Source organism: Campylobacter sp. VBCF_01 NA2 (assembly GCF_027797205.1).
Classification (GTDB): Bacteria; Campylobacterota; Campylobacteria; order Campylobacterales; family Campylobacteraceae; genus Campylobacter_B.
Window position 1 is genome coordinate 380,500 of record NZ_CP115607.1, and the last position, 22,505, is coordinate 403,004.

At 40.8% G+C, this 22,505-nt stretch carries 21 protein-coding genes and 1 pseudogene; 16 read left to right on the forward strand and 6 right to left on the reverse strand.

The features are described 5' to 3' along the window. Window positions 1–143: 143 nt before the first annotated feature. The 15 genes and pseudogenes from PF027_RS02130 to PF027_RS02200 all read left to right on the forward strand — a co-directional run bounded on the left by PF027_RS02130 (window position 144) and on the right by PF027_RS02200 (window position 16,304). A complete protein-coding gene (locus PF027_RS02130) occupies window positions 144–1,094 on the forward strand; it encodes an NAD(P)-binding domain-containing protein (protein ID WP_270861987.1) in 951 nt (316 codons plus the stop codon). Then, window positions 1,091–1,801 carry a tRNA1(Val) (adenine(37)-N6)-methyltransferase gene (locus PF027_RS02135; RefSeq protein WP_270872285.1) on the forward strand — a complete coding sequence of 237 codons (711 nt, stop codon included), beginning with the start codon at window positions 1,091–1,093 and terminating at the stop codon, window positions 1,799–1,801. Before PF027_RS02130 ends, PF027_RS02135 begins: the two co-directional genes overlap by 4 nt. Then, a complete protein-coding gene (locus tag PF027_RS02140) occupies window positions 1,791–2,156 on the forward strand; it encodes a YkgJ family cysteine cluster protein (protein ID WP_270872347.1) in 366 nt (121 codons plus the stop codon). Before PF027_RS02135 ends, PF027_RS02140 begins: the two co-directional genes overlap by 11 nt. Then, entirely contained in the window at window positions 2,135–3,568 is a 1,434-nt protein-coding gene (locus tag PF027_RS02145; RefSeq protein WP_270872286.1) for a tetratricopeptide repeat protein, read from the forward strand. Before PF027_RS02140 ends, PF027_RS02145 begins: the two co-directional genes overlap by 22 nt. Beyond that, window positions 3,565–4,356, forward strand: coding sequence for an indole-3-glycerol phosphate synthase TrpC (gene trpC, locus PF027_RS02150; RefSeq protein WP_270872287.1), 792 nt, complete (start codon window positions 3,565–3,567; stop codon window positions 4,354–4,356). Before PF027_RS02145 ends, trpC begins: the two co-directional genes overlap by 4 nt. A gap of 9 nt (window positions 4,357–4,365) precedes the next feature. After that, window positions 4,366–4,857: an HIT family protein gene (locus PF027_RS02155; protein ID WP_270872288.1), complete on the forward strand. Its 492-nt coding sequence runs from the start codon at window positions 4,366–4,368 to the stop codon at window positions 4,855–4,857. Window positions 4,858–4,859: 2 nt separating this feature from the next. Then, window positions 4,860–5,855 carry a bifunctional 3,4-dihydroxy-2-butanone 4-phosphate synthase/GTP cyclohydrolase II gene (locus PF027_RS02160; protein ID WP_270872289.1) on the forward strand — a complete coding sequence of 332 codons (996 nt, stop codon included), beginning with the start codon at window positions 4,860–4,862 and terminating at the stop codon, window positions 5,853–5,855. Beyond that, the gene (locus PF027_RS02165; RefSeq protein WP_270872290.1) at window positions 5,852–7,129 is read left to right on the forward strand and encodes a DNA polymerase Y family protein; all 1,278 of its coding nucleotides are present in this window, start codon (window positions 5,852–5,854) and stop codon (window positions 7,127–7,129) included. The genes PF027_RS02160 and PF027_RS02165 overlap by 4 nt, the downstream gene beginning before the upstream one ends. Window positions 7,130–7,138: 9 nt before the next feature. Next, complete coding sequence (locus PF027_RS02170) at window positions 7,139–7,678, forward strand: hypothetical protein (RefSeq protein WP_270872291.1); 540 nt, start codon at window positions 7,139–7,141, stop codon at window positions 7,676–7,678. A gap of 31 nt (window positions 7,679–7,709) precedes the next feature. After that, window positions 7,710–8,528 carry a prolipoprotein diacylglyceryl transferase gene (lgt, locus tag PF027_RS02175; RefSeq protein ID WP_270865149.1) on the forward strand — a complete coding sequence of 273 codons (819 nt, stop codon included), beginning with the start codon at window positions 7,710–7,712 and terminating at the stop codon, window positions 8,526–8,528. A gap of 96 nt (window positions 8,529–8,624) precedes the next feature. Continuing rightward, window positions 8,625–9,326 (forward strand): annotated as a pseudogene (locus PF027_RS02180) (fumarate reductase cytochrome b subunit); the annotation flags it as partial. Window positions 9,327–9,354: 28 nt separating this feature from the next. Further along, window positions 9,355–11,373 carry a fumarate reductase flavoprotein subunit gene (locus PF027_RS02185; RefSeq protein ID WP_270858185.1) on the forward strand — a complete coding sequence of 673 codons (2,019 nt, stop codon included), beginning with the start codon at window positions 9,355–9,357 and terminating at the stop codon, window positions 11,371–11,373. Further along, on the forward strand, window positions 11,366–12,088 hold the full coding sequence (locus PF027_RS02190; RefSeq protein WP_270858184.1) for a fumarate reductase iron-sulfur subunit: 723 nt from the start codon (window positions 11,366–11,368) through the stop codon (window positions 12,086–12,088). Before PF027_RS02185 ends, PF027_RS02190 begins: the two co-directional genes overlap by 8 nt. 113 nt (window positions 12,089–12,201) lie before the next feature. Then, entirely contained in the window at window positions 12,202–14,475 is a 2,274-nt protein-coding gene (locus PF027_RS02195; protein ID WP_270872292.1) for a dynamin family protein, read from the forward strand. Next, a complete protein-coding gene (locus PF027_RS02200; RefSeq protein ID WP_270872293.1) occupies window positions 14,469–16,304 on the forward strand; it encodes a dynamin family protein in 1,836 nt (611 codons plus the stop codon). The genes PF027_RS02195 and PF027_RS02200 overlap by 7 nt, the downstream gene beginning before the upstream one ends. A 15-nt stretch (window positions 16,305–16,319) precedes the next feature. Here the strand turns inward: PF027_RS02200 and PF027_RS02205 are convergent, their stop codons facing one another. Together PF027_RS02205 and rarD are read right to left on the reverse strand one after the other, a co-directional pair. Continuing rightward, window positions 16,320–16,733, reverse strand: coding sequence for a hypothetical protein (locus PF027_RS02205; RefSeq protein ID WP_270872294.1), 414 nt, complete (start codon window positions 16,731–16,733; stop codon window positions 16,320–16,322). Then, the gene (rarD, locus tag PF027_RS02210) at window positions 16,726–17,601 is read right to left on the reverse strand and encodes an EamA family transporter RarD (RefSeq protein ID WP_270861973.1); all 876 of its coding nucleotides are present in this window, start codon (window positions 17,599–17,601) and stop codon (window positions 16,726–16,728) included. The genes PF027_RS02205 and rarD overlap by 8 nt, the downstream gene beginning before the upstream one ends. 171 nt (window positions 17,602–17,772) lie before the next feature. Between rarD and PF027_RS02215 the strand changes: the two genes are divergently transcribed. Next, window positions 17,773–19,113, forward strand: coding sequence for a class II 3-deoxy-7-phosphoheptulonate synthase (locus PF027_RS02215; RefSeq protein WP_270866036.1), 1,341 nt, complete (start codon window positions 17,773–17,775; stop codon window positions 19,111–19,113). A gap of 135 nt (window positions 19,114–19,248) precedes the next feature. Here PF027_RS02215 and PF027_RS02220 read toward each other — a convergent pair whose 3' ends face one another. The 4 genes from PF027_RS02220 to PF027_RS02235 form a co-directional block, all read right to left on the reverse strand. Next, a complete protein-coding gene (locus tag PF027_RS02220) occupies window positions 19,249–20,007 on the reverse strand; it encodes a metallophosphoesterase family protein (RefSeq protein WP_270872295.1) in 759 nt (252 codons plus the stop codon). Window positions 20,008–20,256: 249 nt separating this feature from the next. After that, on the reverse strand, window positions 20,257–20,499 hold the full coding sequence (locus PF027_RS02225) for a DUF2442 domain-containing protein (protein ID WP_270872296.1): 243 nt from the start codon (window positions 20,497–20,499) through the stop codon (window positions 20,257–20,259). Continuing rightward, window positions 20,483–20,710, reverse strand: coding sequence for a DUF4160 domain-containing protein (locus PF027_RS02230; RefSeq protein WP_270872297.1), 228 nt, complete (start codon window positions 20,708–20,710; stop codon window positions 20,483–20,485). Before PF027_RS02230 ends, PF027_RS02225 begins: the two co-directional genes overlap by 17 nt. Window positions 20,711–21,146: 436 nt before the next feature. Then, window positions 21,147–22,496, reverse strand: a complete 1,350-nt coding sequence (locus PF027_RS02235; protein ID WP_270872298.1) for a hypothetical protein — start codon at window positions 22,494–22,496, stop codon at window positions 21,147–21,149. Between the last annotated feature and the right edge of the window lie 9 nt (window positions 22,497–22,505).

Consider the following 22,505-nt stretch of genomic DNA (forward strand, 5'->3'; position numbering starts at 1 on the left):
TTTCTAAATTTAGCATTTTTGGGCTAAGTTTTGGGTAAAAATAAAACAGACAAATAAAATCTCAAAAATGTAATTATTTTTACCATTTATAAATAAATTTTGATTATAATCAAAGGTTGTAAAATTTAACACAAAGGAAAAAAATGATAAATGTTTATGATGTAGTTGTCATCGGTGGCGGTCCTTGCGGAATCGCGGCTGTGGTCGAGGCCAAAAGAAAAGGCGTAGCCAAGGTGCTTTTGCTAGAAAAAGGCGATAATCACTCTCAAACAATCAGACAATTTTACAAAGACAAAAAACGCGTAGATAAAGAATACAAGGGCATGGATAGCGAGACAAAGGGCACGATTAGCTTCGAGACTGGCACGAAAGAGAGCGTGCTTGATTATTTCGATAGCTTGCTAGATCATGGCGATATCGATATTTACTTCAATAGCGAGGTCGAAAAGGTCGAGAAAAAAGAAGGCGGGCTATTTTGCATAACCACAGCCTCAGCTGGCTTTGTAGCGCGCAATGTCATCATCTCAATCGGCCGTATGGGCAAACCAAACAAACCAAGCTACAAAATCCCGCCTTCAATCACACAAAGGGTAAATTTCAACCTCGATAAATGTAGCGTCAATGAAAAAGTCCTAGTCGTGGGCGGTGGCAACTCAGCCGCCGAATACGCACTCTCGCTATGCAAAACAAACACCGTTACCCTATGCTACCGCAAAGAGAGCTTTACTAGACTAAATGAAATCAACGAAGAAGATATCAAAAAAGAGGCCAGAAATGGCGACATTATTTTGCGCCTTGGGCTTGATATCGAAGCGCTAGAAAACGAAAGTGGCAAGGTGCTAGTGAAATTCACAAACGGTATGGAGTTAGTTTATGATCGCATAATCTATGCAATCGGTGGCACGAGCCCTGTGGATTTCCTTAAAAAATGTGGCGTAGAATTCGACGAAAACGGCGTGCCAAGCGTCGATGAGAGGTGCGAAACAGCCACAAAAGGGCTTTTTGTGGGTGGAGATTTGATCACTAGAAACGGCGGTTCGATCGTCGTAGCCTTCAACCACGCTCACACAATCGTAGAAAATCTGCATTTATGAGACTTTTCCAGCTAAAAAGTGGGTATCGCTACACCAGCGATACCATTTTTTTATGGAATTTTATCTGCGAAAACTGGCTTAACTCTCGCGCCACAAATTCTCTTAAAATTTTAGATGTTGGGGCAGGATGCGGGATTTTGGGGCTGATGTTGAAGCGGGATTTTCCAAATTTAGATTTAAGCTTGCTTGAAATCCAAGAGCAAAATTTAGAAATTTTGCGTAAAAATTGCAAGCAAAATTCATTACAGGCTCAAATTTTGCACGAAAATTTCGCAAATTTTAAAAGCGAGCAAAGATTTGATTTAATCGTTTCAAATCCGCCATTTTACAGGGAAAAAATCCTAACTAGCCAAAATTCGCACATCGCGCTAAGCAAAAGCGCCACAAGCCTAAGCCTTAGCGATTTCGTGCGTGTTAGCAACACTCATTTAAAGCCAAAAGGCGCGCTAATTTTTTGCTACGAGGCGGGCAAAATCGCGCAAATTTGCGAAATTTTGCAAAGTTATAAGCTAAATTTGACAAAGCTTGCTTTCATCTATCCTAACGAAAACAAGCCTGCCAAACTCGCACTTTTTTTGGCGCAAAAAAGTTCGCACTCACTTTGTGAAATTTGTGCGCCGATTTATACATTTCTTAATGGTGAAAAAAGTAAAATAACGGCTAAAATTTATGAAAAAGCCAATTTAGAAAGTGTCGATATTGAGTAGTGAGTTTGACTATACCTTCGATAGTAGCGCCTGCGAAAGCTGCGGTGGCAAGTGTTGCACGGGCGAGAGCGGATATATTTGGATAAATGACGCAGAAATCGAGAAACTCAGCGAATTTATGGGGATAGATAAGGCAAATTTTATCCGCGTATTTTTAGAGCGAGTTGGGAATAAATTTAGCATAAAAGAAAAACCATACCTTGACGGTATGGCGTGTGTGTTTTTTGACGAAAAGCACCGAAACTGCGGGATTTATGAATACAGACCAAATCAATGTAGAACCTTTCCATTTTGGGATTATTTCAAAGAGCATAAAGATGAATTGGAGAAAGAATGTATTGGGGTAAAATTTTAACCGCTTTTTTGGCTCTTGGTGCCCTAAATTTGGGCGCTAGCGAAACTAAAAGCGATGCGATAAAAGATATGAATAAAAGCTCGGTTATCACAAATACTGCGCCGGTACCCGAGAAAAACGCTAGTGAAGAGATGACGCAAAAGGCCACCACACCGCAAAAGCTAAAAGAGGCGATGAAGGCTTACGATGAGGCTGAGCTGAATTTCGATCTGCTAACTGCGCTAGAACTAGCCAACAAAGACCCGCAAAGCGCGATGAAGCTTTACGAAAAGGCCTTTTTAAAGACAAATTCGCAGGTGTATTTGCTAGAAGCCTTAAAGCTTGCGTTTTTCTTAAAAGATAGCAAAGCAACCGCGCGCTACCTAGCTTTGGGCGATAAAATTTTGGCTGATGATAGCGAGTATTTGCGCGTAAAAGTGGGGTATTATATGGGGCAGGGAGAGATACTCAAAGCCAACACTACCGCGCTTCATTTAGCAAATTTAGAGGTAAATTCGAGAAATTATTCGATTTTGGGCGCGACATATTATGCTATGGATAATTTCGCCCTAGCCAAGCAGTATTTTGAAAAGGCCTATGAGCTGGAAAAATCAGAGGAAAATTTAATCCGCCTTAGCGATGTGCTTTTAAATAGGCTTGATAGTAGCGACGCTGCGGTGCGTATCATGGAGACGCATAGGCGAATTTACGGGTGCGCTAGCGGTATGGTGTGCGAGGTTTTGGCTGATGTGTATCGTATGCAAAAAAAATACTTCGAGGTCGCCAAACTCGATGAGGCGCTGTATGAGAGCAAAAAAAATACAAAATTCCTAGACGATATGATTGGGATTTATTATTATATGAAGGAATTTGATAAAATCATCGAAATTTTGCAAAAATACGATTATAAAAAAGATCTCATAATGGACGCTTACGCTCAGAAAAAGGACTTCGCCACAGCCATGAGATTAGCGCGCGAGGAGTTTTCGAAAACCGAAAATTACGATTATTTGGCGAACGAGGCGATTTATCTGTATGAATCTTTTGGTGATAAAAAAACAGCCGCTCAGATTAACGAAGTCGTGGCGAAATTTGAAAACATAGCTAGCAAGCTAAAAGATCCGGTGCATTTGAATTACTACGGATATATTTTAATCGATCATGATTTGGATATCAAAAAGGGCATTGATTATGTCGAGCGCGCCCTAAAAGACGAGCCAAATTCGGTTTATTACATAGACTCGCTAGCGTGGGGGTTTTATAAACTTGGCGAGTGCGAAAAAGCCAAAGAGTGGATGGATAAGATAAAAGACGATGAGTTTTACACCAGCGACGAGGGCAAGGGGCATGTAAGCGCGATAGAAAAATGTGTGATAGATAAAAATATCCAAAAAATAGGCGAAATCGCAGGCGGAATAAAGGCGCAAAAATGATTTTAGATGAAATTTTAGAAAAAACGCGCGAGGATTTAGCTAGGCGCAAAGAAAAATTTAGCTTTGATATGCTTGGTCGCACGCTAAGTGCTAATCCCATGATACCGCGCGACGCGAAAAACGCGCTAAAAAGCACCCCGGATAATCCGCTTCGCATAATCGCAGAGGTGAAAAAAGCAAGCCCTAGCAAGGGCATTATCAGAGAGGATTTCGATCCGCTTAAAATCGCTATGGAGTATGAAAAGGCGGGTGCGAGTGCGTTTTCTATTTTGACTGAGCCACACTATTTTAAGGGCGATATTAGCTATATTTCGCAAATCAGGCGCTACACAAACACGCCGATTTTGCGCAAAGATTTTATAATCGATGAGTATCAAATCCTAGAAGCGCTCGTGTATGGGGCGGATTTTGTGCTTTTAATTGCAAAGGCTTTGGAGCAAAAAGAGCTTAAAAGACTTTTGGAATTTGCTAGGCATTTGGGGCTTGAAGCGCTTTTTGAAATTCACGATAAAGATGATTTGAAAAAGGCGATTTTCGCAGGGGCTGATATAATCGGCATAAATCATCGAAATTTGCAGACTTTCGAGGTTGATTTGAGCTTATCGGCAAATTTAATCCCGCTTATCCCAAATGGCAAAATTATCGTCGCAGAAAGTGGGCTAGGCTCGCACGAACAGCTACTCGAATTAAGCGCACGCGGGGTCGATGCGTTTTTAATCGGCGAGAGTTTTATGCGCCAAGATGATGTTGGTGTGGCGCTTAGAGCAGTGAAATTTGGCGAAAAATAGGGGGAGAATATGGATTATATTTGCGCGCCGTGGAGAAGTGATTATTTTACCGAAAAACGCAGCGGTTGCCCATTTTGCGATGCAGCAAAGGCAAAAAAGGGAGAAAAGTGCGTAGGCGTGGTATTTCGCGCTAAATTTTGCTTCGGGCTTATGAATTTATATCCATACAATCCTGGGGCTTTTATGGTGATTCCTTACGAGCACACCGATAATATCGAGAATTTACCGCTAGAAGCGTGGTTAGAGATGAGCGAATATATCCAAAAGGGCGTGCGAGTGCTAAAAACCGCTCTTGGCGCAAAGGGGGTAAATATCGGTATGAATCTAGGCTCCGCTGCTGGGGCTGGGATAGCCGAGCATGTGCATTATCATCTAGTTCCGCGCTGGGAAAGGGATACGAATTTTATAACAACTATCGCAAATGTGCGAATTAACGGCGTCAGCTTCGCCCCGCTTTATGAAAAGATAAAAGCTGGATTTGAAAATTTGAATAAGGATTAAAAATGGTAAGTGTAGAACAAGCTATACAAGATATGAAAAATGGCAAGATGATTGTCATGGTCGATGATGTTGATCGCGAAAATGAGGGCGATTTGATTTTTCCTGCGACTTTTACGAGCGCAGAGAAGGTAAATTTCGCTATCACACACGCTCGTGGCGTGGTTTGCGTGGCATTGGACGAGGAAATCGCCAAAAGGCTAGATTTGCCCCTAATGGTCGATAAAAACACATCCTCGCACGAGACGGCATTTACTATCACAATCGACGCAAAAGACGCAACCACGGGCGTTAGCGCGTATGAGCGAAATATGACAATCGAGCTTATGGCGCGCCCAAACTCCACCCCAAGCGACTTCGTGCGCCCTGGCCACATAAATCCGCTCATCGCTAAAAAAGGCGGAGTGCTCGTGCGCACAGGCCACACTGAGGGCTCTGTGGATTTGTGCAAGCTCGCTGGAATCGCGCCAAGTGCGGTGATTTGCGAGATCGTAAATGAAGACGGCACAATGGCGAGGCGCGATGATTTGGAGAAATTCTGCGAAAAATTTGGCATAAATATGATTTCAATCGCCCAAATCGTCGAATACAGATTAAAAAACGAAACTTTGGTTAAATTTGGCGATTTTAGCGAGGGTAAAATTTGCGGTAAGCCTTGCAGAGTTTGCGAAATCACAGACCACGATGACAACGCTCACAAAGTCTTTATTTTCGGCGAAATTGGGGAAATTTGCAATGTAAAATTTCATAAAATTTCAACCGATTTAGAATTTATGCAAGATGAAAATTACGATGATTTTATGCAAAATTTAGAAATTTTAAGCGCGAGCGGTGGCGTGATTGTGGCGCTAAATTCGGCTTCGCACAAGGGCGATTTCAAAAGCTATGGTATCGGGGCACAGATTTTAGCGCATTTGGGGATTAAAAAAATCAAAATTCTTTCAAATTCCAGCCCGAAAGAATACGCTGGACTTAGTGGATTTGGGATAGATATAGTTTGATAGTCCATATCGATTTAGACTGCTTTTTCGTATCTGTCGCAAGGCTGATAAATCCCGCTCTTAGCGGACTTCCTGTCGCAGTTATCGGCGGAAATAATGAGGAAATTTTTGCTAATAAAGATGAGGGTTTTGGGGCGAAATTTCACTTCGATGAGAGCGCGCAAAATTTTAAAATTCAAGCCCAAAAAGAGCAAAATTTGCAAAATTTTGCCGATGAGCAAAAGAGGCTAAAATCCTTGCAAAAAGGTGTGGTTTTAAGCGCTAGTTACGAGGCTAGAAAATTTGGCGTGCATTCAGCACAACCCCTAAAAATGGCGCTTCTAGCCTGTCCGGAGCTAGTGCTGGACGCGGCAAAGCACGGCGTGTATGGCAAGATTTCAAACCAAATTCATAAATTTTTGCTAAATTTCACGCCAGAAATCGAAAAATTTAGCGTTGATGAGTTTTTTTTGGATTTGCGTGGCACGAAATACAACGAAAACGCGCGCGAGTTTGCGCTCTTTTTGCAAAGCGAAATCAAGGCGAAATTCGGGCTTCCTAGCAGTGTGGGGCTAAGTGAGGCGAAATTTATCGCTAAGCTTGCCACCGATTTAGCCAAGCCTTTCGGGGTGCGTGAGATACCCATCTCGCGCCTTAAAACCGAGCTTAGAGATGTCGAAATTTCAAAATTTCCAGGTGTGGGAAAATCTATGCAAAAAACGCTCGCAAAATACGGGATTAAAAGCATTGGCGACGCGTGGGGACATAGGGAAATTTTCGAAAAAATGGGCAAAAACGGCGAGCAAATTTTCGCTCAAATCAGTGGCGATACGAGCGAGCGGGTGCAGGTTAGCAGGGAGCGCAAAAGTATCGGTCTTGGGCGCAGTTTCGAGCCGTGCTTCGATAGGGACGAGATCAAAAGGCGCATTAAAATCCTCTCTCGCCACCTAGCTAGCGAGGTTTTAGAGGGTGGGCTAAATCCACTTACTTACGAGGTCAAAATCCGCTACAAATCGCGCGATGAGAGCTCTAAAAGGCTTAGTCAGCACAGGCCTTTTAGCCTAGATTTGCTCGATGAGACGGCACTTTTGCTTTTCGAGGCTATTGATGTGCATAGGGGCGATGCGATAAGTCATGTGTCGCTAAATTTGTCAAATTTTGGCGCAAATAGCGCAGAGTGTGCGACGCTGCTTTTCGATGAAATCGATAAAAAACGCCAAAATTTAGATAAATCAATGAATCAAATTTGGTCAAAATTTGGTGTGGAAAAAATTAAAAAAGCTAGTGAAATTTAAGGAGAAAAGATGAAAGTAGGGGAACTTTATTCGGTTATGTGTATAATTTTCGCGACGAATTTTAAGGGCGCGATAAGCAAGGAAAATTTCGAAAAACTTGCTAGCAAATGGATTATAATCAACGAAAATGAGGAAAACAAAAAGGGCCAAGAGCTTTGGGCTGGGGTTAAAAATAGCGATTATGAGGCCATTTGCGCTGATTTTGAAAATCTCAAAGAGGCCTTTGATATGAGCTATTTCAAGCTAATAAGTGCGAGCGAAGTGAGCGTTTTTTACGAAAAATGTCGCTTCAAAAAGCCTTTTGCGGATTTGCCAGATACACACGCTGCAAACATGCTAGGGCTGTTGGCGATGATTTTCAAGCAAGATACAAACGAAAAATCGCACAATATTTTGGGCGAGTATTTGACAAATTTTATCATGCCAAGCCTGCGCGGGCTAGCCGGACATTTGCAAATTGGCGCAAAAAGCGATTATTACAAGGCGTTTGGGTATTTTTTGGCGGATTTTTGCGTGGTTGTGAAAAATAGCTTGGGGCTTAAAATTTAGCCAAATTTACAAATTTAATTAGGGGCGAGAGTTGGAATTTTGGAACCACATTTACGAAAAATTTGACCCGGTTGCGTTTAGCATCGCCGGTTTTAGCGTGCATTGGTATGGCATAATGTATGTTTTGGCGCTGCTAATCGCACTCTTTATGGCCAAATGGATTGCTAAGCGCGACGGACTGAAATTTAGCAGTGCGGTGCTGGATAATTATTTCATCTGGGTCGAAATCGGCGTGATTTTGGGCGCTAGGCTCGGATATATCGCGATTTATTCAGGCGAGGCGCTGTGGTATTTCACTCACCCATGGCAAATTTTCAACCCCTTTTATAACGGCGAATTTATCGGAATTCGCGGTATGAGCTACCATGGGGCAGTGGTTGGATTTATCATCGCCACAATAGCGTTTTGTCGTCGCCACGCCCAAAACCAGTGGGCGCTGCTCGATCTTGTCGCGCTTAGTGTGCCGCTTGGGTATTTTTTCGGGCGGATTGGAAATTTTTTGAACCAAGAGCTAATCGGACGCGCAACCGATGTGAGCTGGGGGATTTTTGTTGATGGCGTGCTTCGCCACCCTAGCCAAATTTATGAGGGTTTGCTTGAAGGAATTTTGATTTTTGTGATTTTATTTTTTAGCAGGAAATTTAAGAAATTCGACGGCGAACTGATTTGCAACTACGCTATTTTATACACATTTATGCGCTTTGTGAGTGAATTTTTCAGAGAACCAGACGCTGGGATTGGGTTTGTAATCGCTGGATTTTCAATGGGGCAAATTTTATCGCTCGTTATGTTTTTGGCGGGCGTTATATTAAAAATTTCTTTGAAATTTCAACTAATAGGGCGTAATTAACTTTACTTAAAGTTAAAAAATACTATAATGTCCTGTTAAAGTTAAATTTACAAATTGTTAGTAATTTAACTAACTAATTTTCTATAAGGAGAGCTCATGAGCGAGCAAATCGAAGGCTTCTTAGGTATCCGCACGGATCGCACAAAAAGCCGTATGCCAGCGCGCCTAGACTTAATCCAAAGTATCAGTGGTGGAATTTTGGGTCTATTTATGTGGGTGCATATGATGTTTGTTTCTACTGTATTGTTCGGTGGAGACTTTTTTACCAAAGTTGTTGAATTCTTAGAATTAAGATTTTTGAGCGACAGCCCTTCTATGAGCTATATTACATCTTTCTTAGCTCTTGCTGTATTTATCATTTTCTTTATTCACGCTGCGCTAGGTATGAGAAAAATGCCAATCAATTTCCGCCAATGGCAATCATATCGTGCTCACATGAAACGCTTCAAACACGAAGATACTTCACTTTGGTGGGTTCAAGCAATCACTGGCTTTATTATGTTCTTCTTGGGTGCTGCACACCTTATTTTCATCATCACAAACTCTGATAAAATTTCAGGTGATATGTCAGGTGCTCGTGTAGTAAGCCATTTTATGTGGTTGTTCTACTTAGTATTGCTTTTCGCTGTTGAACTTCACGGTAGCATTGGTTTATACAGACTATGCGTTAAATGGGGTATTTTCGAAGGTCCTGATGCAAAAGAAAGTCGTAAAAAACTTAAAAAATTAAAATGGATTGTTTCAGCTTTCTTCTTAATTTTAGGTCTTTTATCTTTGGCTGCATTTATCAAAATCGGTGTAAATTTATAAAATAGGGAATTGAAATATGAATGTTAAATATTATGATGCATTAGTTATCGGTGGTGGGCTTGCAGGCCTACGCGCTGCGGTAGCTGCTGGCGAAAAAGGGCTTAGCACAGTAGTTTTAAGCCTTATTCCTGTTAAACGCTCGCACTCAGCAGCAGCACAAGGTGGTATGCAAGCAAGTCTTGGTAATTCTAAAATGAGTGAAGGCGATAATGAAGATGTGCATTTCGCTGATACCGTAAAAGGTAGCGACTGGGGTTGCGATCAAGATGTAGCTAGAATGTTTGCTCAAACAGCTCCAAAAGCTATTCGTGAGCTAGCTGCGTGGGGCGTTCCATGGACTCGTATCACAAAAGGTAAAAGAAGCGCGATTATTAACGCTCAAAAAACAACAATCGAAGAAAAAGAAGAAGTTCATGGTCTAATTCACAGCCGTGACTTCGGTGGAACAAAAAAATGGAGAACTTGCTACACAGCTGACGCTACTGGTCACACTATGCTTTTCGCTGTTGCAAACGAGGCATTAAAACACAATGTCGATATCCATGATAGAAAAGAAGCAATTGCTCTAATCCACGAAAACAACCGCTGTTATGGCGCGATTGTTCGCGATTTGGTAACTGGTGAGCTTACAGCTTATGTTGCAAAAGGCACACTAATCGCAACTGGTGGTTATGGTCGTGTATATCGCCACACTACAAACGCTGTTGTTTGTGAGGGAACTGGTGCTGCTATCGCACTAGAAACAGGCGTAGCTCAATTAGGAAATATGGAAGCAGTTCAATTCCACCCAACTCCAATCGTTCCAAGTGGTATCTTGCTAACTGAGGGTTGCCGTGGTGATGGTGGTATCTTGCGTGATGTCGATGGATATCGCTTTATGCCTGATTATGAACCAGAGAAAAAAGAACTAGCTAGCCGCGATGTTGTTTCACGCCGTATTATGGAACACATCAGAAATGGTAAAGGCGTTCCTAGCCCTTATGGATACCATGTTTGGCTTGATATTTCTATCTTGGGTCGCGAGCATATCGAGAAAAACCTTCGCGATGTTCAAGAAATTTGCCAAATTTTCAACGGTATCGATCCTGCTGATACAGAGACTTACACAGATGAAAATGGTCGCAAAAGAGGCAAAGGTTGGGCTCCAATCCTTCCAATGCAACACTACTCAATGGGTGGAATCAAAACAAAAGCAACAGGCGAAAGCCCAACACTAGCAGGTCTATTCTCAGCTGGTGAGGCTGCATGCTGGGATATGCACGGATTCAACCGCTTGGGTGGAAACTCAGTTTCTGAGACAGTTGTCGCTGGTATGATTGTAGGTGATTACTTCGCAGATTTCTGCGCAAGCCACGAAATCGATATCAAAACAACTTCAATTGAAAAATTTGTAAATAAATCACAAGCTTACCTACAAAGCCTACTTGATAAAGACGGCAAATACAATGTATTTGAGATCAAAAACAAAATGAAAGATATCATGTGGGAACATGTTGCGATTTTCCGCACAGGCGAGGGCTTGGCAAAAGCTGTAAAAGAGCTAGAAGAGCTTTACAAAGAATCAACAAATGTTAAAATTTCAAACAAAGAGCTATTTGGAAACCCAGAGCTAGAAGAGGCTTATCGTGTTCCTATGATGCTTAAACTTGCACTTTGCGTTGCAAAAGGCGCACTAGATCGCACAGAGAGCCGTGGTGCTCACTACCGCGAGGACTTCACAAAACGCGATGACGCAAACTGGCTAAAACGCACACTAGCGACTTGGAAAGACGGCGATACATTGCCAACTCTAACTTACGAGCCACTAGATATTATGAAAATGGAAATTCCACCAGCATTCCGTGGATATGGCGCGAAAGGTAATATTATAGAGCACCCAGATAGTGCAAAACGCCAAAAAGAAGTTGATGACATTAGAGCAAAAATGGAATCAGAAGGCAGAGGACGCTATGAAATCCAAGAAGCACTAATGCATTATGAGTTGCAACCAAAATATAAAGCACCAAATGAAAGAGCAGGTATAGGATATGAGTAGAAAAATCACAATTAAAGCGTTTAAATTTAATCCGCTAAGCAAGGTTTCTAAACCTCACTTTGCGACTTATGAGCTTGAAGAAACAGATGGTATGACACTATTTATCGCACTTAATGTCATCCGCGAAAAATTTGACCCAGAGCTAAGCTTCGACTTCGTATGTCGTGCTGGTATCTGTGGTAGCTGCGGTATGTTAGTCAATGGTAAGCCAGCACTTGCTTGCCGCACACTAACAAAAGACTATCCAGAGGGCGTTATCGAGCTTATGCCACTTCCTGTATTCAAACTACTAAAAGATTTGAGCGTAGATACAGGTAACTGGATGAACGCGATGAGTAAGAGAGTCGAGAGCTGGATTCACACTGACCATGTAACTGACATCTCTAAATTAGAGGAAAAAGTCGAACCAGAAGTAGCACAAGAGGTTTTCGAGCTAGATCGTTGTATCGAGTGCGGTATCTGCGTGGCAGCATGCGGAACTGCGATTATGAGAGAGGATTTTATCGGTGCTGTTGGTATCAACCGCGTAGCTAGATTTAAAATCGATGCTCTTGATAACAGAACAGACGATGATTTCTACGAGTTAATCGGCGATGATGACGGTGTGTTTGGTTGTATGAGTTTGCTAGGTTGCGAAGACAACTGCCCTAAACACCTTCCATTACAATCTCGCATTGCTTATATGCGTAGAAAACTTGCTGCAAAAGGCAAATAATCCTATGACGCTTGCAAAATTTTTGCAGGCGTCTTTCTACTTTTATAAAATTTTGAAATTTTATTGCAAAACTTATCAAATTTCTAACCATTTCAACCCAAAAAAGGTAGTTTATGAATAATTTTATGAGTAAAATTTGGGGTTCAAAGAGGCTTTTTATCGATGAGAGTCTAACTCGCACTATGCCTAGCGATATCGCTGCGCTTATGTTATGCACAAATTCGCAAAATTTCGAAAAATTTAAATCGTTGCAAAGTTTTAGAGAAATTTTAAAAGAGCTTGGCGAAGAGATTGGAATCTATGCGATTCAGTCGCTACAAATCGGCGCAATCAATGCGATTTGCAAGCTTAAAATTTCCAAATTAAGCGTTTTGATGATGGTTGAAAATTTAAGCAAAGAGGGAATTATTAGCAAAAGCGAGTATGATGAAATTTCAAAATTTTTGCTTCAACTTCAAAGCGATTTGAGCGAAAACGAAGCCCCAAATTCGCCCGCAAATTTCGCATTTTACGGCAAATTGGAGAGTTTGGATATTATTAGCGATGAGCTAAAAGCACTTTTGAGCGCCAAAAGCGAAGATGAACTTGCAAATTTGGTTTCAGGCACAGACACTGGCGCGGGTGCAAATTTAGGCGCAAATTTAGGTGCTCGTTCGAATACTAGCGCGAGCGAAAATACGAGCGAAAATTCAGATACAAATCCAGGCGCAGGTTTTCTCGTTTGCGCGAGCGAATTTGAAAATTCACTCTTTGAGCGCACAAACGCCGCCAAATTAAACGCCAAAGATGCAAATTTTACACTCTCGGTTACTGGCGTAATCAACGCTGGGAAATCCAGCATGCTAAATCGTCTTTTGGGATTTGATATTTTAGGGACTTCAAATATCCCTGAAACGGCGAATTTAACGCTTCTTAAAGGTAGCGATAAGCCTTATGCTAAGGTCAAATTCTACGATGATGAGGAGCTTGAAATTTTGGGTTTTGCGCAGGAATTTCGCTCGAAATTTCAAAACCAAAGCGAAGCCATAATCGAGCCAGAAAAACTGCAAGAATTTACCTCCGCCAAGTATGAAATTTCAAAATTTATCAAATTTATCGAACTTGGCATAAAAAGCGATTTTCTAAGCGATAAAATCACCGTCGTCGATACCCCAGGGCTAGACGATAGCGTGGTTTTGCGCGAGGAGCTGACGAAAAACTTTATGTTTTCAAGCGACGCGATAATCCACCTAATGAACGCCTCTCAAAGCTCGACCAAAAAGGATATGAGCTTTATCGCAAGCACCCTAAAAAGCTCGAAAAACAACTCGCTCATTGTGGTTTTAACCCACGCTGATTTGCTTAGCCAGACCGAGCTAATCGACGCGCTAAGATACGCTAGGGCTAGCATTTGCGAGGAGCTTGGGGCGTTTGGGTTCGATGAGGGGCTGATAGAAAATGTGAGCTATTTTTGCATAGACAGCCACAGCGGACGGGGTATTGGCGAGCTGAAATCTCATCTTTTCGAGCGATTTTTCGGCGAAAATTCAGCCAAAGCAGATGAAATTTTATCCTCATACAAAAAAGAGTTATCGCTGATTTGCGAGGCGTATTTGGCTGATTTGCAGGAGCAAAACGCCGATTTTAGCGCGAATAAAAGCGAGCTAGCCCAAAAATGCGAGAATATAAACGCCGAAATTAGCGCGCTAAATGCAAATTTAGCTAAGTTAAAAAACGATTTAACCGGCGCGATTAGCAAGCTTAGCTACGATGATAGCACGCTTTTTGCGCCGCTAAAATCAGCGATTTTGACGATTAAAGACAGGGTTTTAACCGACATAAATTACTCGAAAAAAAATAAAAAACAGATTGATTTTTCTAGGCTAGAAGTCATCGCAAATTCTGGCGTCAAAGATGTCATCACGGACATTTTCCGCTCGTTTTCGCAAAAGATTTCGCGCGATATTTCTGATATCAAAGAGCTTTTAGGAAGCGATTTTAGCGAGGTAAATTCGCTTAAATTTGATACGAAAAAATACATGGACGAAAATTTCGCCCAGCCAAATTTCGCTAAATTTAACGAAAGCCTGCGTGAAATCGTGCGCAAAAACAGCGATTTTGGCGCATTATCGGCGAGTTTTGACGCGCTATTTAGCGAGTTTTTCGCTAAGCTAAATTTAAAATCTAGTTTCGAAAACATCGCCAAAACCTGCACCGCGGAGTTTAAAGAAAATGTCCTAGCTCTTTTTGCTAGCAAAAAATCTAGCCTAGATTTGCGCCAAAGCGAGCTTGAAAGCGCGCTTAAAGCAGGCGATGAAAACGCCGAGCAAATCGCCAAAAACGCGCGATTGGTGCGAGAAAAAATAAATTTGGTAAATGGATTAATTAAAAGGATCGAGCAATGCTAAGGGAATTTATCAGCGAGTATAGGGCGAAATTTTTACCCAGCACGAAGCAGGGATTTTGGGGCGATATGAGCAGGGCTGTGGGCGAGCTAAAAGACCCGAGTCTGCACCCTAGCGCGCATTTAAGCAAGGTTTTAGATGAAATTTTGCTCGTCGAGTCCGAGCCTCTTAAAATCGCGGTTGTGGGGCAGTTTAGTAGCGGTAAATCGACATTTTTAAACACCTTGCTTTCTAGCGAAGTTTTGCCAACTGGCGTCGTGCCAGTTACTGCCAAGGCCACTCATATCAAATACGCCCCTTATGAAATGATGAGCGTAGCGTATAAAAACGGCTACACCCAAACCTTAGAAAGCTCGCAAATTTCGGATTTCGTCGATCAAAGGCGGGAGTTAAAAGATATCAAAAATATAAATATGTTTTTGCCACACGAGCTTTTGAAAAAAATAAATTTCATCGACACCCCAGGGCTAAATTCGCGCTCGAACGCCGATACCAGGGAGACATTGGAGATTTTCGATGAGGTTTTTGGCGTGCTTTGGATTTCACTCATCGACAACGCCGCTAGAAAGAGCGAAACAGCTCAAATTTCGCTTTTGCCAAAATTTTTAAGCAAAAACTCCATTGCGATTTTAAGCCAAAAAGATAGGCTTGGCGCCGAAGAAATCGAGCGTGTGCATAATTACGCTAAAACTATTTTTGGTGCGAATTTCGCCTCTATCGTGCCAATCTCATCAAAGCTAGAAAAAGCTGGCGATAGCCAAAACAGCGGGTTTAGCGAGGTTAGAGAGTTTTTAGACGGGCTTGATAAAAACCGCATTAGCTTTGCCAAATCTAGGCTAAATTTCATACTTGCCGAGCTTAAAAACGAGCGGGCAGGGTATTTGGAAATACATAAAATTTTAGAAAACATTATCGCTTCAAACAAAGATAAAATCGCCGAATTTTGCGCCAGTGAGCGCGAAATTTACAAAGAGGAATTTAGCAAAATTTACGCCTCGATTAAAGAGACCTCGAAATTTATCGCTAAAACCATGCAAGAAGCCCTAAGCTCGAAGCAAAACGAGTATTTCATAAGCGCGACGCAGACGAAAAAGAGCTTTTTTGGCACGCAAACCTCGAAGGGATACGAAAAAGTAGCCTACGAGGCGCCGTATTTCAACACCGACGCTGCGCTTTCGAAGCTGATTTACAACGACGATAGGCTAAATGTGATTTTTCGCCGTTTTAAGGCCGAGTTAGTCAAAACCCAAAATGCTATGAGCGAGGCGATAGAGCGCATTTATGCGGGGTTTGAGAGGGAAATTTTGCTATTTAAAGGTAGGTTTGAAAACTACGAGCGCCAAAGCGATTTAGCCTCTATCATAGAGGCTTCAAATATCGCCAAAATCGCAAGCGAAGTCTATGGGTTGTTTTTAAAAGACGGCGAGAGGGCCGTTTTTCAAATCTGCCAAAAAATCGCGCTGTTTTTCGAGCAAATTATGATAAAAATCGCCTCAAACTACACAAACGCTGTAACCCTAAGCGCGAATTTCATCGCAAACAAAATCGCAAAATCAATCAGCGATTACGAGGAAGAACCGGGACTTTATCAGCTTTTTTATCCATCTTATGAGGACTTTGAAAAGGCGGTTTTAGGGGGACTTCATTACTATGAGTTCGAAAATGACTTCGTAGGGTCTAGCTCGTTTGTGGATAAAATTTACTCAGATTTTAGCGCGCAGATTGCGCAAATTTTCGAGGAAAATTTAGCCAAAATCGCGGATTTTAAAGCCACGCAAGAAAATGCGCTTGCGATTTTTAGCGCACTTGAAAATTTGCAAAGCCAAAATTAGTCTAAATTTCTAAATTTAGACTAATTTCGCAAACTCGCTTCCTAGTTTTTCGCGCCAATTATCGGCGATTTTTTCGCCCTCTTTGGCGTATTTTAAAATCACGCCCTCACATTTTTGCAAAAATTTAAAGAGCTTTTCCTCCCAAATTTCGGGGCTTTGATTATTTTTGTGCATGGTTTGGATAAAGACTAATTCCTTGCTAAGATTTGCGATTTCATCGAGCGCTTCGTCCCTTTGGCTCTCATCTTTTAGCTCTAAATTTTGCAAAGCTAAAATTTCGCCATCAAGTATGTCGCAAAAGCTCAGATATTTGGCGTTATTTGGCACTTCCTCTATCATATCAGCGCGTGAGGCTGCGCGCATTACCTGTGAATAAACGATAAAACCTACTATCAAAAAAACCGCCAAAATCAGCGTTACATTAACCATTTTTCCTCCTTTTTAAGCTATCAAATCCCACTATCGCAAGCCCTAGCCAAATGAGCGAAAAGCTGAAAATTTTGTAAAAACTAAGCTCCTCGCCGTATAAAAACACAGCGATTAGCATGCTCATCGAGGGGCTAAGATACTGCATAAATCCGATTGTCGAAAGCGGCAGATATGCAGTCGAAATCGCGAAGGTAATTAGTGGTAAAACCGTGATAACTCCGCTAAATGCGAGCAGTGCGCCGGTGCTGTGTGCCCCAAATGCGCTAGTGCCCGAATACGCGCAAAAGCCCAAATACGCGCACGCAAGCGGGAGCATGAGTGTGGTCTCGCAAAACAGCCCCTCGAAGCTAGGCACGGCGATTTTTTTGCGAATTAATCCGTAAAATGCGAAACTTGTCGGCAAAATCAGCGATACAAATGGCAGTCTGCCAAGTGCGTAAATTTGCACGCAGATCGCCAAAAACGCCAAAAATAGCGAAACTCTCCCTGCTAGGCTTAGCCGTTCTTTTAGAAAAATTGCGCCCAAAAGCACCGATAGTAGGGGGTTTATGAAATACCCTAGGCTCGTGGATAAAATATCGCCCAAATTTACCGCCCAGATAAAAATGCCCCAATTTATGCTAATCAAACAGCCTGTGCAAAGAAGTGCTAATGCCTTTTTGCGATCTGATAACAAAAGCGAGATGTTTTTTAGCTTTTTTGTAAAAAATAAAAATAAAAAAAGCAAAACAAAGGACCAAAAAATTCTGTGCGCTAAAATTTGCGTAGCATCTACATCTTGGATAAATTTGAAATAAATCGGAAAAACGCCCCACATAAAAAAGGTCAAAAACGCGATTATTAGCCCTTTTGTGCGGTCGTCTTTCATAAAATTCCTTAAATTTGTGATTGATTTAAAAGGCTTGCATTTTAAAATTTAATTGATTAATAACTGCTTATTTTTGGCGTGAAATTTAGGAGTAAATTTATATTTTTGAAATGAAATTTAGTCATATTTAGGTATAATGGCAAAATTTTTAAAACCAAAAAAGGAGAATTTATGAGTTGGGATAGATCGTCTTGGAAAAATTTCAATATCTTACAGCAGCCCACATACCCTGATATGGGCGCAGTCGAGGCCGTCAAAGAAAGGCTCTATAACTTCCCGCCACTAGTTTTTGCTGGCGAGGTCAGATCTTTAAAAAGCGATCTTGCCAGAGCCACAAGGGGCGAGGCGTTTTTGCTTCAAGGTGGGGATTGTGCTGAGAGTTTTGCAAATTTTAGCGCAAATAATATCCGCGATATGTTTAAGGTAATGCTTCAAATGGCGATTGTAATGACCTTCGCCGCTGGCAAGCCTATCGTAAAGGTCGGACGCCTAGCAGGTCAGTTTGCCAAACCTCGCAGTAGCGATTACGAAGAGGTCGGCGGTGTGAAGCTTCCTAGCTATCGTGGCGATATCATAAATGGCTTTGAGTTTAATGAAGCTGCGCGTGTGCCAAATCCAGAGCGTATGATCGAGGCATATCACCAAAGTGCGGCTACGATGAACCTTTTGCGTGCGTTTTCACGCGGTGGTCTAGCCAATCTGCACGAGGTGCATAAGTGGAATTTGGGCTTTTTGAAAAGGGCTGAGTTGCAGGCGAAATTCAACGCCCTAAGCGATTCTATCTCAAATGCGCTGAAATTTATGGACGCATGCGGTATAAATACGCAAAGTGCGCCAACGCTAAATGAGACGAAATTTTACACTTCACACGAGGCGCTTTTGCTAAATTACGAAGAGTGTTTGACGCGTATAGACAGCACGAGCGGGGATTGGTATGACTGCTCGGCGCACATGGTTTGGATAGGCGAGCGCACTAGGGGAGTTGGTGATGCGCATGTGCATTTTATGAGCGGTATCAAAAACCCTATCGGCGTAAAAATCGGACCAAACGCCAGTGCGCAGGATATTTTGCGCTTAGCTGATGCACTAAATCCAGAAAACGAGGCTGGCAGGCTAAATATCATCATCCGCATGGGCGCGGATAAAATCGGCGATAGGCTGCCAAAAATACTGCGCGAGCTAAAAAGCGAGGGCAGGGAAATTTTATACAGTATCGATCCTATGCACGGAAACACCGTCAAAGCGGGCAATTACAAAACGCGCGAGTTCGATATGATTTTAAAAGAGGTTCAAAGCTTCTTTGAAATCCACAAGGCCGAGGGCACGAAAGCTGGCGGAATCCACCTAGAAATGACAGGCCAAGATGTCACAGAATGCACAGGCGGGGCATTTAACGTAACCGAAGAGACGCTAAAAGAGCGCTACGAAACCCAGTGCGATCCGCGCCTAAACGCTGATCAAGCGCTCGAACTTGCCTTTGTAATCGCTGATAATTTAAAGGCAGTGGAGTAAAATTTAAAATTTAAATTTTGCCTATAAGCCAAATTTGCCATTTTTGGTGAATTTGGCTTTTTTATTTTGTGGTGGATTTGTAAAAATGAATTGTTGTTATTTGTTATGGATTAATTTATAACTTGCGAAGCGAGATTAAATCACGCACAAATGCTTGATTTTCTCGCTCTCAAATTTCAGCTCCACTATGTCGTGCCAAAGCGTGACAAACTGGCTATTTACGCAGAAAAGTTCCTCATGAAAGTGTCCGAAAAACCACTTTTTAAATTCGATTTTGCGATAAATTTCTTCTAGTAAATCGCCGTTTGGGTCGTGGAAATCTAGCGCAAACTCATTTAGGGCCAGCACCTTTGACGCGATAGAATTCGGCGCAGTGTGCGAAAGCACCAAATCCACGCTAAAATCGTGCTTAGCGAGGTTTTTGTAAGTTTCGTTTAACTCAGCCTCGCTGATATTTTCGCCCTCCCACCACGATATGTTTTGCGTGCGATACTCCCTGTCGATACTCGCCGCACCGCCCATACTAAGGACTTTGTGCCCTGCAAGCTCATAAACCTGCCCGCGCATTAAATGATATATGCTTTTTGAGATTTTATGCACTTTTCCGCCGTGAAATTCGCTGATAGGGTAGGCGTCAAGGCGGTCGAAATTTTCGTGATTTCCGTCGATAAACAGCGTCGTGTAGGCTCGCTCGTCAAGGTATTTTAGCCAGCGAATTTCATCGTTATCTGGCTGAGCCTCCCAGATAAAGCCAAAATCGCCTGCGATGATTACAAAATCATCCTTACAAAGCTCTTTTTCGGTTTTGTATCTAAACTTTTCAAACCTTTTCATTTCGCCGCTAAACCCACGCCAACCGCCGTGCGTATCGCCTGTGATGAAAATCCTAGCCATTGTTTTGCCTTTAAATTTGTGAAATTTTGTAAATTTTATGAAAACAACTTAAAAAAAGCTTAAATGGTGGGGTGTGCTCTCTATACCTATGCCTTTCTAACTACGATAAATAGCGGATTTGAAAGCTTTAAGGTTTTTAGCATTACCCAAAAAGTAACTTATTTACTTTTTGTTTTATAAATTTTCGCTCATTTAAGCAACCAAAACGAAGTTATATTATAACAATTTTTTTTCTTTTACAGAATAAAATTACGAAGCCTTAGTCGCTTGGCTTTCAAGCATTGAAATTATGCTTAAATGATAATCTAGCTTTTCCCACTCTATGCCCGTGTTGTCGCAGATAAATTTATAATCATTAATGTCGTTTATGGAAGCTTCTTGCAGTGGTTTATACCAAGATAAGGGAGTGCCTATAATTCTGCCATCTTGAAGCTCTACGATAAGCAAATCATCTGCAAATCTGACTTTTTTGCCTTTAATTAAAGTATTCATCCCAAATCCTTTCAAATTCTGCCCTATGCTCTTTGATTACTTGTAAAGCAAAGTCTAAATCTTTGTTCTTAAAGCTACTAAAATACACGCTCAAATCAATCAAATTTATTTTAGCATATTCATCGCCTTTTAGAATGTGAATATGCTTCGGCTCGTGTTCGTTCGAGTAAAAGAAAAATTTAAAGCCATTTAATTTTAGCAATGTTGGCATTAATTAACCTTTGATTGATTTTTGTGATTATAACATATTTTAACTTTTTTCCCTTTTACAGAATAAAATTTGGGGCTTTGCCCCAAAGCTCATCAGTAAAAGAGAAATACAAAAAACTCTAATATTTGCTTTAAGGTTTCACAAAACCTTAAACGAAATTTTGACTAAAAAACGCGTTTTTTTACAGCGAATTTGACCGAAAAATTTTCAACTCCCATTTTTAGGGGCTTAATTGTTTAAGAAAAGTCTAAATTTAGCCGTGATTAAATGCTTTTAAAATATTATTTTAGTGGTGTTTCACGGATTTAAGTTTAAAATTCGGTCGAATTTGACCGAATTTGACCGAATTTTCTTTCAAACGCCCATTTGTAGGGAAATTTTTCGGTCAAATTCTGCCATTTTTCGGTCAAAATTTTTGTAAATTTTATTTAAGCTTTTAATCATTTTTTAAAAGACTTATTGTTTTATCTCTATTTTCGATAATAAAATCATTTAGAATTTGCCTTATATCATTTGTTTTATAGTCTTTAAATGGTCTATTGTCAGCAATATTTTTCATAGTGCAATTACCATATTTTTTTATTCTTTGTTCTATATACTCAATCATCTTATTTCTAACGCTTTGTATGCTGTCGCTTTGTCCGTTTAGCTCATCAAACATAAGCGACAAATCAATATAAGGCTCTATGAAGCTAATGGCTTCTTCTATCGTGCTATCATCAACTAATGGGCTAAATTCTACGCTTCTTTGTGCCTTAATGCTCTCATATTGCTTCAAATAATGCAATGTTTGAATAATGGCGTTTAGATTTTGCGTGGTGCGAGAATACAGCTCTTTATACTCATTTGATTTATCTTGCTTTTTCTTATGTGTTTCTTTGCAAAATTTATCGTAATTTGCGTTATTGTGAAAGGCATTTATATTGATTTCATATTTTTCTAGCTTTAAAAAATTCATAAAACCGATGATAAAATTTTGAAATTTTGAAATTTCATCATTTAACGGCTTATTTGCGTTAAATTTGAAGTTCTCATAAGAAAGAATATCTTTGGTATAGACAATCACAAATCGATTAAATAAGCCCCCTAAATACTCTTTTATCACGCTATCATCACAGCCTAGCTGTTGTAGGTTTGTATCTGCTGATAGATAGAATTTGACATTATCTAAAAATGGTGGTAAGGCTTTTTTCTTGCTGTTGCCTTTGGAGTTTTTATATACTGGTCTTGTTAGGGTGTTGTTGGCTGAGTTTTTATCTGTTAGCATAGTTAAAATTTCTTGTGTTTTTGGGTCTTTGTTTTTCAAAGCTGTTCCGATTTCGCCAAAATTTGCAAAAAATACTCTCTGATTTAATGCACTTGTAAAAATTCCTTCGCTAGTGATTTTGCCTTCGATTAAAAACGAATATAGCTCAATTTCGTTACTAGCTTTAAATTTTTTATCTAATTCTTGTTTTATAGGGTCAAAAAGTATATCGAATTGAAATTTTTTATTTCTACTTTTGCCTGTGCCACTATCTGAAATATCAAGTAAAAAGAAAGGCAAATTTGGCTGATTGCAATACGATATAATCGCACTCATACACTGCACGGCTTGGATTTCAATCTGTCTATAATTGCTAGGATTATACTCTCTTACAAACTTACACCACTCATTTAAAAATGAGCTTTCAAAAGCAAAGGGAGTAATATAAGCTTTTTCTAATGCTTTTTTGCTTATACTTCCTTTGCTTATGTTTCTTGCTCTGTGCTGTTTATGCGCAGAGCTTTTTTTATTTATACTCATTTTTTTAAT

Bases quoted from the DNA above. Each gene is read 5' to 3' on its own strand.
- PF027_RS02130 (WP_270861987.1), top strand. From the start codon at position 144: ATGATAAATGTTTATGATGTAGTTGTCATCGGTGGCGGTCCTTGCGGA.
- PF027_RS02135 (WP_270872285.1), top strand. From the start codon at position 1,091: ATGAGACTTTTCCAGCTAAAAAGTGGGTATCGCTACACCAGCGATACC.
- PF027_RS02145 (WP_270872286.1), top strand. From the start codon at position 2,135: ATGTATTGGGGTAAAATTTTAACCGCTTTTTTGGCTCTTGGTGCCCTA.
- trpC (WP_270872287.1), top strand. From the start codon at position 3,565: ATGATTTTAGATGAAATTTTAGAAAAAACGCGCGAGGATTTAGCTAGG.
- PF027_RS02155 (WP_270872288.1), top strand. From the start codon at position 4,366: ATGGATTATATTTGCGCGCCGTGGAGAAGTGATTATTTTACCGAAAAA.
- PF027_RS02160 (WP_270872289.1), top strand. From the start codon at position 4,860: ATGGTAAGTGTAGAACAAGCTATACAAGATATGAAAAATGGCAAGATG.
- PF027_RS02170 (WP_270872291.1), top strand. From the start codon at position 7,139: ATGAAAGTAGGGGAACTTTATTCGGTTATGTGTATAATTTTCGCGACG.
- PF027_RS02185 (WP_270858185.1), top strand. From the start codon at position 9,355: ATGAATGTTAAATATTATGATGCATTAGTTATCGGTGGTGGGCTTGCA.
- PF027_RS02190 (WP_270858184.1), top strand. From the start codon at position 11,366: ATGAGTAGAAAAATCACAATTAAAGCGTTTAAATTTAATCCGCTAAGC.
- PF027_RS02195 (WP_270872292.1), top strand. From the start codon at position 12,202: ATGAATAATTTTATGAGTAAAATTTGGGGTTCAAAGAGGCTTTTTATC.
- PF027_RS02200 (WP_270872293.1), top strand. From the start codon at position 14,469: ATGCTAAGGGAATTTATCAGCGAGTATAGGGCGAAATTTTTACCCAGC.
- PF027_RS02205 (WP_270872294.1), bottom strand. From the start codon at position 16,733: ATGGTTAATGTAACGCTGATTTTGGCGGTTTTTTTGATAGTAGGTTTT.
- rarD (WP_270861973.1), bottom strand. From the start codon at position 17,601: ATGAAAGACGACCGCACAAAAGGGCTAATAATCGCGTTTTTGACCTTT.
- PF027_RS02215 (WP_270866036.1), top strand. From the start codon at position 17,773: ATGAGTTGGGATAGATCGTCTTGGAAAAATTTCAATATCTTACAGCAG.
- PF027_RS02220 (WP_270872295.1), bottom strand. From the start codon at position 20,007: ATGGCTAGGATTTTCATCACAGGCGATACGCACGGCGGTTGGCGTGGG.
- PF027_RS02225 (WP_270872296.1), bottom strand. From the start codon at position 20,499: ATGAATACTTTAATTAAAGGCAAAAAAGTCAGATTTGCAGATGATTTG.
- PF027_RS02230 (WP_270872297.1), bottom strand. From the start codon at position 20,710: ATGCCAACATTGCTAAAATTAAATGGCTTTAAATTTTTCTTTTACTCG.
- PF027_RS02235 (WP_270872298.1), bottom strand. From the start codon at position 22,496: ATGAGTATAAATAAAAAAAGCTCTGCGCATAAACAGCACAGAGCAAGA.